Origin of the sequence: Erwinia sp. ErVv1 (genome assembly GCF_900068895.1) — a bacterium.
Classification (GTDB): domain Bacteria; phylum Pseudomonadota; class Gammaproteobacteria; order Enterobacterales; family Enterobacteriaceae; genus Erwinia.
The window spans coordinates 37,654-50,716 of sequence record NZ_CDPK01000015.1; the positions used below are offsets into that span (position 1 = coordinate 37,654).

The following is a 13,063-nucleotide window of genomic DNA, read 5'->3' on the forward strand; positions in this document are numbered from 1 at the left end:
CCATCGTGGATTTGCCGACATTCATCGCAGCGGCGGCAACGGTGTAGTGCTGATCGAGTACAGGCTGGGCAGCTTCGAGGCGAAACTCGTGACTAAAATTGCGTCTGTTACGTCCGGTCATAATGTTACCTGTTTTGACTATTAGGTGATGATATCACCTCTATTCAGGTGGCCTAATTCACTATGCCACTTAACGCCGATGATTTTATTGCTGTCCCCACGCGAGGGAGAGCGGTTCTATTCGTCTTTAAGTTTTATTATTTTACCGTTTTTTTCCATACGATATCTTCCATCGTAAACTGTAAATAAAGTTTCTTTTTTTCTATTGTTTTCGACAGAAAAAACGGCATTTTTATCTATGCAATTTTTAACGGTATTCATGTCATCAAAACAACGGCGGTCATACTTCCCTTGTTCTTTGTAGCCATCGCCAAAATCCCAAAAATTCACATAAAAATTACCAGAGGCTGAAAGCGAGGGAATATTATATTTTATTTTCAACGAGTCTTTATTTTTCAGCCACCAATGTATCTTCGCTTTATCGGTGAAAGGGAAGTTTTTCACTAAAACCTCGCTAAAATTATCCTCCTGATGGACAGCGATAATTTCTACCGGTCGTGAGGCCAACCACCAAAAGTAGCCTGCCAACGCGCAGCTGGTTATTACAATAGCCGACATAATTTTTTTAAGGTTAGCTTTCATCACGGCCCCCGGAAATCTCTACGGTGGCTTCTATATTGGTCATGAACGGCTTAAAGCCAAACTGATTGTACCGCTGGAGAACAAACCAGATGCGGAAGAAATGGAACTGGCTAAATTTAGTTTTCAGTATATCGTCGCTATCGAGGCCAAAGTGATCCTGCACCTTGTAATACACCACTGCCCGGTAACGGTTATTATCGATGTGCAGTGATTTTATAGTGATATGCGTTGCCCAAGTGTCATGAACGGTAATCCCCATACCGTTATAATTATCCTGGAACCTGTCAAATTTAGGTAACTTGCTATCACATATTATTCTTGTTATTTCCCCTTTCATTTCGGAAGGGTAAAATCCATTACTCCAATCTGTATTTTTACTGATAATCCTTTTAATTCTTAAAAAGGTGCTGTTGTCTGTCCTGTCATTAAGAATCTGTTCTTTCAATGCCCTGTCCAGAGACACATCACGAAAGGGCGTACCGTTACCGTTCTGCATGTGAGTGATCATCTTTTCGATCAGGTGACTGTAAGGCCCGTAAAGGGAAAATTTGCGGGATAACGAGCGAAACTCATCAAACAGGATTATGGCACACTGCTGGCGGGTAATCTTTTCACCCTGGCCGCGCAGATTACAGCAAAACATGGACTGAGGACGATCCATTGAAGAACGCCGGGTCAGGGTGTAAGGATCAACCCGGTCAGAGATGTAATCCAGTCGGTAATGGGATTTTAACTGTNGCGCATATCACTGGCGCTGTAGTCGTCCATCCACTTTTGGGTTTTGAATAGGGTACTGGGAAACTGTAATGCGGCCATTAGTTTACATTCCTTGTGTCATCATCCGTGGTGGTTCTCACAGCGAATAATACGCGGTGAAAGGTCAGAGTGTAAATGTTGTCCTTTTGCATAGGTGGCCTGCGTCTGGAACTCAATGTTGTCGATCCGCACGTCTGTACACTGTAAACCTGCCGGGAGGAATTGCTGATAGCGTTGCTGGTTATGGAGGCATTCGTATTTGTCCATCGTGGATTTGCCGACATTCATCGCAGCGGCGGCAACGGTGTAGTGCTGATCGAGTACAGGCTGGGCAGCTTCGAGGCGAAACTCGNATCGTGGATTTGCCGACATTCATCGCAGCGGCGGCAACGGTGTAGTGCTGATCGAGTACAGGCTGGGCAGCTTCGAGGCGAAACTCGTGGCTAAAATTGCGTCTGTTACGTCCGGTCATAATGTCACCTGTTTTGACTATGAGGTGGTGATATCACCTCTATTCAGGTGGCCAAATTCACTATGCTACTACACTCTAGAGCTGAAGATCTCAGCCAACAGTTTTTACTGAGCTGGTTTCGGGAGTTATTCACCCGCTTGAGTTCAGAATCGTTAAGGCGACCCGTTACGGTATGTTTGCGAATGCGGTTAGGTGGCAATTTCATTGCTTTTGAATGATCGCTGAAGGACGAAGGAAACTCATCATCAAATATATTATTAAATTTTTCCATATCAACTCCTTTTTGATAATTAGCTATAGCATGTCCGTATGCTGTGCATATGTAACAAACATAATAAGCATGTGTGTCAATGCTTTAGGTGATGATTTTGATGTTGTTCTTACTTTTTCTGCCGAAGGGCAGAAAAACAAGGGGAACTCAACTTCGCTGAGTTAGCCCTTGCTAAGGTTAAGAGGTATAGTATGCATTTTAAAAAATATTATTGTAAGCTAAAATCGATTGTAAGGTAACCATCCTACTGACCACCGGAGTTGATATGATTGTTATGGTTGCAGGTGTTTATGGTGTTGGTAAAAGCACTATATGCAGTAAGTTGTCTGATGACCTAAAATTGAATTTTTATAGTGCGAGTGAGCTAATAAAAAATGAACAAGGTTTTTCGACTTGGGATAAAAATAAGAAAACTGGGAAAATAAAAAAAAATCAAGATTATCTTTATAATGCTATAAATAAAAAAGCAGATGAGAATTTTATGTTAGATGGGCATTTCTGTCTTCGTAATAAAAATGACAACATAGAAATAATTGATTTCAAATCTATACAAAAGTTGGGTATCAAAGCCGTATTGTTGTTAAAAGAAGAATCAGAGATAATATGCAACAGGCTTATGAACAGAGATGATGTTAAGTGGAGTAAAGATTTTATATCTGATTTGCAAAAAACTGAAGAAGAACAGGCTATTAGCTATACAACAGAAAATATTATTCCTTTCAGCTCACACTTTGTTAATGAATATGATGCCATTAAATCTTTTGTAGCAAAATCTTTCTTTTTAGGGACAAATGATGAGTAATATTAAATATCAATATGTTAAAGATTTGGATCTGAATGATGATTTTTTTGACTCTTTAAAAGAAAGCTACAGGGAGTTTCCTGAATGGTTTTCACAAAAAGCCAACGAAGATGAAAAAGCATATGTTTTCTATAAAAAAAATAGCAAATTATTGGATGCATTCATTTATTTAAAAACTGAGGTGAAAAAAGTCAATGATATCGAACCGCCTCTACCTGCTGGCAGTATATTAAAAATTGGAACATTCAAAATCAATGCCCATGGAACAAAGCTAGGAGAAAGGTTATTAAAAAAAACTTTTGATCATGCAATTAACGAAAAATCTGATTATATTTATGTTACCATTTTTGAAAGAGAAAAACCTCTCATAAGAATCCTTGAGAAATACGGCTTCATCATTCATGGGGTAAAAAACACTAAAAACGGTATTGAGAACGTTTATGTTAAGAAGCTAAAAGTAATAACAGGCGATGTGATCAAGGACTTTCCTCATCTGAATTTAAAAGATAAGAAATTTTACCTTTTGGCTATATATCCGGAATATCACTCTAAGTTCCTTCCTGATTCAATCTTAAATAATGAAAGTCATGATATATTAGATGACATATCATATACAAACAGCATTCACAAAATATATATATCCGGGATAAGTAGAACTAAAAATCTAAAGCAAGGAGATGTGATTTGCATTTATCGTACAAATAAAGGCGGTAAGGGAAGAGCATATTATAAATCTGTTGTATCTTCTATTGGTGTTATTGAAGAAGTTAGACAAATTAAATTTTTTTCCTCCGAAGCTGAATTCATGAAATATGTAAAACCATATAGTGTTTTTGAAAAAGAGGAATTGAAAGATTATTTTACTAATAGGAAAAAAAGGTATATAATTAAATTTACTTATAATGGTGCTCTCAGAAAAAGATTGATTAGAGGCCGATTAATGGATGATTGTGGCATCAGCACTAAAACTCGATGGGATTTTATTTCGATAACTGAACAGCAGTTTAGGTGGATAGCGGGAGAAGGGCAAGTTAATGAAGGTATTATTATCGATTAAGCCTGAGTATGTTGATAAAATTCTCAGTGGAGAAAAAAGGTTTGAGTTTAGAAAGGTAAGCTTTTCTGAACAAGGGATTACGAAGGTTCTGATTTATGCGACTAAGCCAGTCGGTAAATTAGTGGGTGAATTTGAAGTAACCAACATACATGAAGGTTCGCCTGAGTTGATTTGGAAATTAACAAAATCGTTTGCTGGGATCGACAAAAAATATTTTGATTCTTATTATGAAGGCCGTAATAAAGCTGTAGCAATTGCAATAGGGAAAGTCAATGTTTTTAAGACACCAATGGATCTAAACAGCTTGGGAGAAAGAGTGACACCGCCCCAGTCATTTTGTTATATTAGAAATGAGGTTGAACAGAGTCAGTTTGAGTTTAATTACATATAGTATGGAGCAATTACATATGATCAAAAAGTCCCCATTGAAAATGGTTGACCCGCCTTTTGAATTTGGTAGACCCAATTTCATTGGCAGAGATTTTTTGCTTCAAGATCCAACTATGCCTCGAAAAATCGATTCTTTTTTGATTGATACTTTAGGTGATCTCCGTCTTTTTTATCCTGAATTCAATTCATGGGTTAGTAATGTTGTTATTCCAAGTATTATTTCAGGAGAAAGGTCAATAATCCTTGAATATAGACAGGGTGATTTGGCAGGATTAGCAATATTAAAAGATAGTTTAGCCGAGAAAAAACTCTGCTGTTTACAAGTTATGCCTAAATTCCAAGGTTCAGGTATAGGATTATCCTTATTCGAAAAAAGTTTTGATCTATTAAATACCAAGAGTCCTTTGCTCTCAATTTCTGAAGAACAGAAAAATAGTTTTGCAAAGATATTTAAATACTACGGTTTTGAATTTTCGGAATATTATCATGAATATTATAGACCATTAAAAAACGAACTTAGTTTCAATGGTCTTTTAAAATAAAAACGGTATTAATTATGCGTTTTTTATTTTTCCTTTTTTCTATGATTCCTTATTATAAGGTATACAGCAGCAGCAGTTAGCATTAATATAATAATGTTGATAGCTCCTTTGTATTGTTCAGGGTTTCCGTAGAAATTCTTAATAGGCCAAGAAAAGAATATACCTACTGTTTCCCATATTCCACTTCCCATAGCCCCTAATAAAATCACAACAACTACAAACCTGAATATTGACCAAATGTTAGATGTTTTCTTAGAGAAGCGACCTAAGACAATTAAGTCTTTAATGAACTCTTCTTTGTCCGCTTTCGCAGTCCATTGATATCCCAAATGATTATTTATAGTCTTTTCATTTTTGATTATTGTTGAATTATCAAATTTAATATATTCATTCCAGATATCCTCATCAACTAAAGAACGATATCCATTGTAATACTTACTGACTGAGACACACTCTTCATCCCTAATAGTTGTTAAAAAACAATGAATTATTTTTAGTTTTGATGGGAATGTTAGGTTGTCATTACTATGCATAAGCTCTTCAGGGACACCTCTTAAAACATTTATTCTAAAGTCAATAATTCGTGTGTCAATAATTGAGCTAATCAAAGCTTTATCAATTTGTTTAAATCGATCTGTATAAACAGCAGTAGGGATTTTTTTTATGCGAAACCGTATATAAGCAGATTTTCTTTGAGCCTTAATAGGAGCATTTGCATTATATTTTGGTAGCTTAATAAGAACTCTCGAACATACTGTGTCATCACCAAGTGTGATAGGTTCTACTTCAAAAGATTTAGGATTCAAACGGAATAGACAGAATGGTTTTTTATCTTTTTCATTTCGCCTAAAGCTTATATTTGTAAAATTGCCTTCAGCAAGACTATCGTAATGCACTACTTCATTAAATATCGCAGCTACACTTTTTTCACTATTCAGTTTTACTCCGAGATCTACAATATCTTTTCTATCCACTTCCCAAGGTAAATCAATTACGACTTCATCAACTACTTTATGGTCATGGATCATTACTCCAATATCCATGAAAGGTGATGAATTATCATTACCAATTTCCCATAAATTAACATGGAGTTCATCATCTAAATATATTTCATGGGGTTCTTTTACTTCTTCTTTTTTATCACCGTCGATATCTTCCTTACTCCGAATTCCTTGCTCACTTTCCTCGCTTGAGGAAGCATTTTTAATAATTGATTGTTCTTTTTCCTCGGCATTATCTTTACCGGGATAAAAGCAAGTGCAGTTTTTTCTATGAAAACAATTTCCGGATGAAGACTTATATCTTACTAAGATTCCGGGAAAAGAATGTTTTTTATTCATTTTTTGTCTCTGAAATTTTATGTTATGTTTGATTGTTTACTTAATCAGGTTGCAATATTGATTTTCTTGAGCTTACTATAATAATTTAAAGGTAAACTTAATTAATATGATTACATTTTATTATGATTTCTGCAAAATCTTTCTTTATTGTTAATCAAAGTCTTTTTTTTATAAAAGACATAAAAATCAATATATTATATTTTTTTTGGGTTAAGTTCTTTGTTTTGATATATATATTTTTTTGTTATATACTTACATCTTCTTATCTGATTTTGATTAGTTTGACTTAAGTGATGTTTTGCTAACTCCTAATGACTGCACTCTTAGCAAAATTTTGTGATTTAAAAAAAGTATTAGTTATTATACTGAATAATAAATTTTATTTTCTCTGCGATACTTTCTAAGGCTTTTTTCCTTTCCTCTAAGTAGTCATAACTGTCATAGATGCCTTCGACACCTTTGAGTTTATGGTTTAAACACCTTTCGGCCACATGTGGTGGAACTGACAGTGAAGCATGATCTTATCCGCCAATCGTAGACACGCGACTAAGTGAGTAAACTCTCAACCAGAGGTAGCTCACATGACAAAGTCCGTATCAACCAGTAAGAACCCCCGTAAGCAGCATACGCCTGAATTCCGCGATGAGGCCCTGAAGCTGGCAGAACGCATTGGCGTTGCAACCGCTGTGTAGTCCCCCCTGAATTTAGTCTTACCGCATAATGGAGTTCTCTGGTTAAAATACAACCAACGGAGGCTCATCATGAAAAAAGCGCGTTTCACTGAAACTCAGATCCTGCGGGTTCTGAAAGAAGTTGAAGGGGGTCGGCATGTGAAGGATGTGTGTCGCGAAAACGGTGTGTCGGAGGCAAGCTATTATAACTGGAAATCTGAATACGGCGGCATGGAGTCCTCTGATATCAAACGAATGAAAGAGCTGGGTAAGATCAGAATGGGCAGAGATGCACGGCGTGATACTCGATTTTATTCAGCCCGGGAGGTCCATGCAGAACGGATTTATCGAGCGATTTAATAAAACACTACTAACAGAAATACTTGATATGTATCTGTTCAGAACGCTGTCAGAAATCCGCGTGCTAACAGAAGAATGGCGTACAGAATATAACGAAGAACGCCCGCATAGCTCTCTGGGTGATATACCACCTGTTATCTATGCGAGGGAAAAACTGGCCGGAGATCCTCATTGGCGATGGTACTAAAAACCGGAGGGACTACAGTATGATTCACCTTCCTGCGGAATCCTCAAATACAAACCTTCGCCATCACTGTATCTACCGGGCTGTCTCGTTTTAACAAGAGCCTGGGCAGTTTTTACGGTTAGTGAACCCATGCATGTATCCTTAAAAGTAAGATAACTCCTTCATGTTATGGATTATTTTTTCTTAGCGGGGAGTGGTTACTTATAACTCATGCGTTTTGACTAGTAAATGGAAACTACACCCCAATCCACTCTCCACAAAATTGTGGATTTTGGCGGAAAGATATGTTCATTACTGGAAAATAAATTGCATAAATAAGCCCATTTAACATGGGCTTGTGAGTTTTTATGGATGGGGTTGGAAATTACTCAATATTCTGAATCTGCTCACGCATCTGCTCGATTAGAACCTTAAGCTCAATGGCAGAGGTGGTGACCTCGGCATTAATCGATTTAGAAGCGAGCGTATTGGACTCGCGGTTGAACTCCTGCATCATAAAGTCGAGGCGACGGCCTACGGCTTCTTTCTTCTTCAGAATGTTGTAGGTTTCTTTTACATGGGCTTCCAGCCGGTCCAGCTCTTCCGCCACGTCAACGCGCTGGGCCAGCATAATCAGCTCCTGCTCTACGCGGTTACTGTCCAGCTGGACCTGGGCTTCTTCCAGTTTGGTGACCAGGCGTTCACGCTGCCACTTCAGTACGTCTGGCATCTGCGCGCGCACTTTGGTGACTTCAGCGCTGACGCCTGCCAGGCGCTGCTCAATCAGGGATTTCAGTGCGGCACCTTCGGTTTCGCGCGAGGTGATAAAGTCGTCCAGCGCGATCTCCAGCGCCTTCAGCAGCTCTGCGGAAATGGTATCAATATCCTGTTCCTCAGCTGACATCACGCCGGGCCAGCGCAGAATGTCGACCGGATTAATTTCACCCTCGTCACTCTGCATTTTTACCCAGTTAGCCGCCTGCACCAGCTGAATGGCCAGCTTTTCATTTAATACCAGCGAGCTTTGGGCACTCGGGTCTGCATCAAAGCGCAGATTGCACTCGATTTTACCGCGCGTCAGGCGGTTACGGATGCGTTCGCGGATAACTGGCTCCAGCCCGCGGAACTGCTCCGGGAGGCGGATATAGGTTTCCAGATAGCGCTGGTTAACGGAACGAAGTTCCCAGGCTGCGCTGCCCCATTCGCCTTTGGTTTCACGCCGTGCGTAAGCGGTCATGCTGCGGATCATGTTGCGTACCCGTGTTCAGAAAAAGTTACGGGGATTATAGCGGCGCAGAGGATGCCTTAACAGGCATTCAGTCAAACAACGGTAAATGAGCGCGATCATCTGGCAATTTATTTCAGGTTAATTAATATGCTCTGCATCAGGCATCAGGCATCAGGCATCAGGCATCAGGCATCAGGCATCAGGCGTCAGGCGTCGTGGGGCGTGCGGCAGACGTCGCAGGTTAAACTGAAATAATTACACTGAGGTAGGTTATGAAAATAATGCCCCTGGCAATGCTGTCAATTTTTGCGTTAAGTGGGTGTATGTCGCCTGCCCATCAGCCTGTGCCAGCTCAATCCTGCACGGTGGGGCATGGCATGGTGCAGACGACCCTCTACTTTGGTATGAATCGTCCGCATGGACCGGCGGTAACCGCTGCGGAGTGGCAGTCATTTATTGACGCTGACGTGACGCCGCGCTTTAAAGACGGTCTGACGGTATTTGATGCCCGGGGGCAGTGGCTGGGCGAGGATGGACAGGTTGCTCGTGAACAGAGCAAGGCGTTAATGCTGATTTATACGCCAGGGCAGCAGAGCAGTCAGGATGTTGAAGCGCTCCGCGCCCGCTACAGGCAGCGCTTCCAGCAGGAGTCGGTAATGCGAGTTGATGTCCCTGCCTGCGTATCATTCTGATGCGTCCCCCGGCGCGGTAGCAGCGCCGGGGAAGGCCGTTTACAGCACCAGCCCGGCAAAGGCGGCTGAAAGCAGGCTGACCAGGGTAGAGCCATATACCAGCTTCAGGCCAAAGCGGGACACCACGTTGCCCTGTTTTTCGTTCAGGCCCTTGATGGCACCGGCGACGATGCCGATTGACGCAAAGTTGGCAAAGGAGACCAGAAAGACCGAGAGGATGCCAAGACCGCGTGGCGTGAGTGTGGCAGCGATATTCTTAAGGTCGATCATCGCCACGAACTCGTTAGCGACCAGCTTGGTCGCCATAATACTGGCTGCCCGCAGCGCATCCGGGGCAGGAATGCCAATCAGCCACGCAAAGGGATAAAAAACGTAGCCCAGGATCTGCTGAAAGCTGATGCCAAACAGCGCAGAGAACATCGCGTTCACCGCGGCGATCAGCGCGATAAAGCCAATCAGCATCGCCATAATAATCATCGCGACCTTAAATCCGGCAAGAATATACTCGCCGAGCATTTCGAAGAAACTCTGGTCTTCGTGCAGCTTCTCCAGCCTGATCTCTGGCTCGTCATTCTGTGGCGTCGGGTTCAGAATCGACAGAATAATAAAAGTGCTAAACATGTTCAGTATCAGCGCGGCGACCACGTAGCGCGGATCGATCATCGACATATAGGCACCGACAATCGACAGCGATACGGTCGACATGGCCGTGGCCGCCATGGAGTACATACGGCGGGATGAAATGTCCGCGAGAATACCCTTATAGGCGATGAAGTTTTCTGACTGGCCGAGGATCAGCGTACTGACCGCATTAAACGACTCCAGCTTACCCATGCCGTTGATCTTCGAGAGCAGGGTCCCCACCAGCCTGATCAGGATCGGCAGAATGCGTAAATGCTGAAGAATACCAATCAGCGCTGAGATAAATATGATCGGGCAGAGTACGCCGAGGAAGATAAAGGCCATGCCCTGACTGCTCATCCCGCCAAAAACAAATTCTGAACCCTGGCCCGCAAATTTAAGCAGCGTTTCAAAAAATCCGGAGACGGCCGTGACGATGGTCAGGCCACTGGCGGCATGAAGGAAAAAGTACGCCAGCGCGGCTTCAATCACAATTAACTGAATAATGATGCGCGGCCGGATTTGCCTTCTGTCGTGACTAAAAAGTAACGCCAGCAGAAAGATAACGGCCAGGGCCAGAATAAAGTGTAAGACTTGAGCCATAAAAACGCGTTCCAGCATGCAGGAAGAGAGATGGGCTGCATTTAGCCACACTTTCAGGCGTTTTTCACCCATCGTACGAGAAGGCTCGCATTATGAAGAGAAACAGGCTGAGCAGCCTGTCTCTCAGGTAAAAAACGAGGCAACCTTTGCTGGGCGGCAGAGAAAACCCACCCTGGCGCCCATCGCCATAGGCAACGGAGGGTGAAATCCGTATAATGCGCAGCCAATCATGTTTTGCTAGCCGGAGAGAAACCATGCGTCCAGCAGGCCGAAGCGCACAGCAGGTGCGTCCCGTCACACTGACCCGTCATTATACCAAACATGCAGAAGGCTCTGTTCTGGTCGAATTCGGTGATACTAAAGTTTTGTGCACTGCCACTATTGATGAGGGTGTACCCCGTTTCCTGAAAGGTCAGGGACAGGGTTGGGTCACCGCCGAGTACGGCATGCTGCCACGCGCGACGCACAGTCGCAACGCGCGTGAAGCCGCCAAAGGTAAGCAGGGTGGTCGTACGCTTGAAATTCAGCGACTGATCGCGCGCTCCCTTCGCGCCGCACTGGATCTTAAGGCGCTGGGCGAATTTACCGTCACCCTCGACTGTGATGTGTTGCAGGCGGATGGCGGCACGCGTACCGCATCAATTACCGGCGCCTGCGTTGCGCTGGCGGATGCGCTTAACCATCTGGTGGCCATTGGTAAACTCAAAGCCAATCCGATGAAAGGCATGGTGGCGGCGGTATCCGTAGGGATCGTGAAGGGTGAAGCGCTCTGTGATTTGGAATACGTAGAGGACTCCGCTGCTGAAACCGATATGAATGTGGTGATGACTGAAGATGGCCGCATGATTGAGGTGCAGGGCACCGCAGAGGGTGAGCCCTTCACTCATGAGGAGCTGTTAACGCTGCTCGCACTGGCCCGGGGCGGTATTGACACCCTTATTCAGGCGCAGAAAGCCGCGCTAACAGACTGATATTTCAGGCGGCCACAGGGTCGCCTTTTTTATGACTATGTGAGGATCGAGACATGAAAGCCTGGCAGCGCCAATTTATCGAATTCGCCATCAACAAGCAGGTGCTGAAGTTTGGTGAATTCACGCTGAAATCAGGGCGTAAAAGCCCCTATTTCTTCAATGCGGGCCTGTTTAATACCGGTCGCGACCTTGCCCTGCTGGGGCGTTTTTACGCGCAGGCCCTGATTGACTCCGGTATTGATTTCGACCTGGTATTTGGCCCCGCTTATAAAGGGATCCCGATAGCCACCACGACGGCAGTCGCCCTGGCCGATCACCATGACCGCGATGTTCCCTACTGCTTTAACCGTAAAGAAGCAAAGGATCATGGTGAGGGAGGACTGCTGGTCGGTAGCCCGCTACAGGGGCGAATTATGCTGGTCGATGATGTGATCACTGCGGGAACCGCGATTCGTGAATCCATGGAAATTATTGCGGCTCACCAGGCTACGCTGGCCGGAGTGTTAATCTCTCTCGACCGCCAGGAGCGCGGGCGCGGCAGTGAGTCGGCTATCCAGGAAGTGGAACGCGACTACGGCTGTAAGGTGATTTCGATTATCACGCTAAAAGAGCTGATTACTTACCTGGAAGAGAAGCCCGAGCTGGCCGATCACCTGGTGGCGGTACGCGCCTACCGTAAAGAATACGGTATCTGATTTTATGGGCCAGCGATGCTGGCCCGTAAAAGCCTACACCAGCTGCGAGGCGAGCAATGGCCAGCGGGTATCGAAGTCAACCGTGGGCCGGTAGCGGAAACCGGAGCGCACAAAGCGGGAAAGCATACCTTCACAGAAGGCCAGCAGCTGGCTTGCCAGCAGGTTCTCGTCCGTTATAAAACCTTCCCCTTCACGCATTACCTTCTCGCGCAGTACCTGGCGTAGCTGAACCTCAATGCGTTCAAACAGCTGATTGATGCGGCTTTGCAGTCGATCCTGTTCAAACATCAGTGCATGACCGGTCAGGATACGGGTTAAACCTGGATTACGCTCACCAAAGCCCAGAATCAGCTGGATTATCAGACGCAGCCGCGGCAGCGTCTCTTTTTCGTCCTTGAGTATCAGATTGATGCGCGTAATCAGGCTGTCTTCGATAAACTCGATCAGGCTGTCAAACATCCGGGTTTTGCTGGGAAAATGCCGGTAAAGTGCCGCTTCAGAAACGCCAACGTTCGCGGCGAGTTTAGCGGTAGTTATACGCTGGCTACCATCACTGGATTCCAGCATCTGCGCCAGAGCCTGCAGTATTTCCTCGCGACGATTCCTTTTCGCACTCTTTTTTTCTGCCATGTCCTGTAAGACCCCTGAAATATCACCTTGAACGGCAAATTGCCACGCAACATCCGTGAGCAACATGCTCACGGTGGAATAAAGACAAGTTAAT

General features: G+C 43.7%; 13 protein-coding genes and 3 pseudogenes. 8 read left to right on the forward strand and 8 right to left on the reverse strand.

The window, feature by feature from the left end; genetic code table 11:
* The 4 genes and pseudogenes from A1830_RS22300 to A1830_RS21745 form a co-directional block, all read right to left on the reverse strand.
* A pseudogene (locus tag A1830_RS22300) lies at positions 1-121 on the reverse strand (IS3 family transposase); the annotation flags it as partial.
* Positions 122-237: 116 nt separating this feature from the next.
* Positions 238-702, reverse strand: coding sequence for a DUF943 family protein (locus A1830_RS17515; RefSeq protein WP_067709254.1), 465 nt, complete (start codon positions 700-702; stop codon positions 238-240).
* A pseudogene (locus A1830_RS17520) lies at positions 692-1,518 on the reverse strand (YPO3983 family protein). Before A1830_RS17520 ends, A1830_RS17515 begins: the two are co-directional and overlap by 11 nt.
* A 455-nt stretch (positions 1,519-1,973) precedes the next feature.
* Complete coding sequence (locus tag A1830_RS21745; RefSeq protein ID WP_231877662.1) at positions 1,974-2,201, reverse strand: hypothetical protein; 228 nt, start codon at positions 2,199-2,201, stop codon at positions 1,974-1,976.
* Positions 2,202-2,466: 265 nt separating this feature from the next.
* Here A1830_RS21745 and A1830_RS17530 point away from each other — a divergent pair, with 265 nt between their 5' ends.
* Genes A1830_RS17530 through A1830_RS17545 form a run of 4 tightly spaced genes read left to right on the forward strand, consistent with a single transcriptional unit; the run spans position 2,467 to position 4,992 of the window.
* Positions 2,467-3,003, forward strand: coding sequence for an ATP-binding protein (locus tag A1830_RS17530; RefSeq protein WP_067709258.1), 537 nt, complete (start codon positions 2,467-2,469; stop codon positions 3,001-3,003).
* Entirely contained in the window at positions 2,996-4,060 is a 1,065-nt protein-coding gene (locus A1830_RS17535; RefSeq protein WP_067709260.1) for an acetyltransferase, read from the forward strand. Before A1830_RS17530 ends, A1830_RS17535 begins: the two co-directional genes overlap by 8 nt.
* Entirely contained in the window at positions 4,038-4,451 is a 414-nt protein-coding gene (locus A1830_RS17540) for an ASCH domain-containing protein (RefSeq protein ID WP_067709262.1), read from the forward strand. Before A1830_RS17535 ends, A1830_RS17540 begins: the two co-directional genes overlap by 23 nt.
* A gap of 16 nt (positions 4,452-4,467) precedes the next feature.
* The gene (locus A1830_RS17545; protein WP_067709264.1) at positions 4,468-4,992 is read left to right on the forward strand and encodes a GNAT family N-acetyltransferase; all 525 of its coding nucleotides are present in this window, start codon (positions 4,468-4,470) and stop codon (positions 4,990-4,992) included.
* Between the two features lie 23 nt (positions 4,993-5,015).
* On the opposite strand, the gene A1830_RS17550 is transcribed toward A1830_RS17545, so the two are convergent.
* The gene (locus tag A1830_RS17550) at positions 5,016-6,332 is read right to left on the reverse strand and encodes a hypothetical protein (protein ID WP_067709267.1); all 1,317 of its coding nucleotides are present in this window, start codon (positions 6,330-6,332) and stop codon (positions 5,016-5,018) included.
* Between the two features lie 761 nt (positions 6,333-7,093).
* Between A1830_RS17550 and A1830_RS22305 the strand changes: the two are divergent.
* Positions 7,094-7,550, forward strand: a pseudogene (locus A1830_RS22305) (integrase core domain-containing protein).
* A gap of 364 nt (positions 7,551-7,914) precedes the next feature.
* On the opposite strand, the gene A1830_RS17565 reads toward A1830_RS22305, so the two are convergent.
* A complete protein-coding gene (locus tag A1830_RS17565; RefSeq protein ID WP_067709271.1) occupies positions 7,915-8,778 on the reverse strand; it encodes a YicC/YloC family endoribonuclease in 864 nt (287 codons plus the stop codon).
* Between the two features lie 251 nt (positions 8,779-9,029).
* Between A1830_RS17565 and A1830_RS17570 the strand changes: the two genes are divergently transcribed.
* Entirely contained in the window at positions 9,030-9,449 is a 420-nt protein-coding gene (locus A1830_RS17570; protein WP_067709273.1) for a DUF3574 domain-containing protein, read from the forward strand.
* 39 nt (positions 9,450-9,488) lie between these two features.
* On the opposite strand, the gene A1830_RS17575 is transcribed toward A1830_RS17570, so the two are convergent.
* Positions 9,489-10,673, reverse strand: coding sequence for a NupC/NupG family nucleoside CNT transporter (locus A1830_RS17575; RefSeq protein WP_067709451.1), 1,185 nt, complete (start codon positions 10,671-10,673; stop codon positions 9,489-9,491).
* Between the two features lie 254 nt (positions 10,674-10,927).
* On the opposite strand from A1830_RS17575, the gene rph reads away from it, so the two are divergent.
* Together rph and pyrE are read left to right on the forward strand one after the other, a co-directional pair.
* The gene (gene rph, locus A1830_RS17580; protein ID WP_067709276.1) at positions 10,928-11,644 is read left to right on the forward strand and encodes a ribonuclease PH; all 717 of its coding nucleotides are present in this window, start codon (positions 10,928-10,930) and stop codon (positions 11,642-11,644) included.
* A 53-nt stretch (positions 11,645-11,697) separates the two neighbouring features.
* Positions 11,698-12,339, forward strand: a complete 642-nt coding sequence (gene pyrE / locus A1830_RS17585; protein ID WP_067709278.1) for an orotate phosphoribosyltransferase — start codon at positions 11,698-11,700, stop codon at positions 12,337-12,339.
* Between the two features lie 33 nt (positions 12,340-12,372).
* Here the strand turns inward: pyrE and slmA are convergent, their stop codons facing one another.
* A complete protein-coding gene (gene slmA / locus A1830_RS17590) occupies positions 12,373-12,969 on the reverse strand; it encodes a nucleoid occlusion factor SlmA (RefSeq protein WP_067709280.1) in 597 nt (198 codons plus the stop codon).
* Between the last annotated feature and the right edge of the window lie 94 nt (positions 12,970-13,063).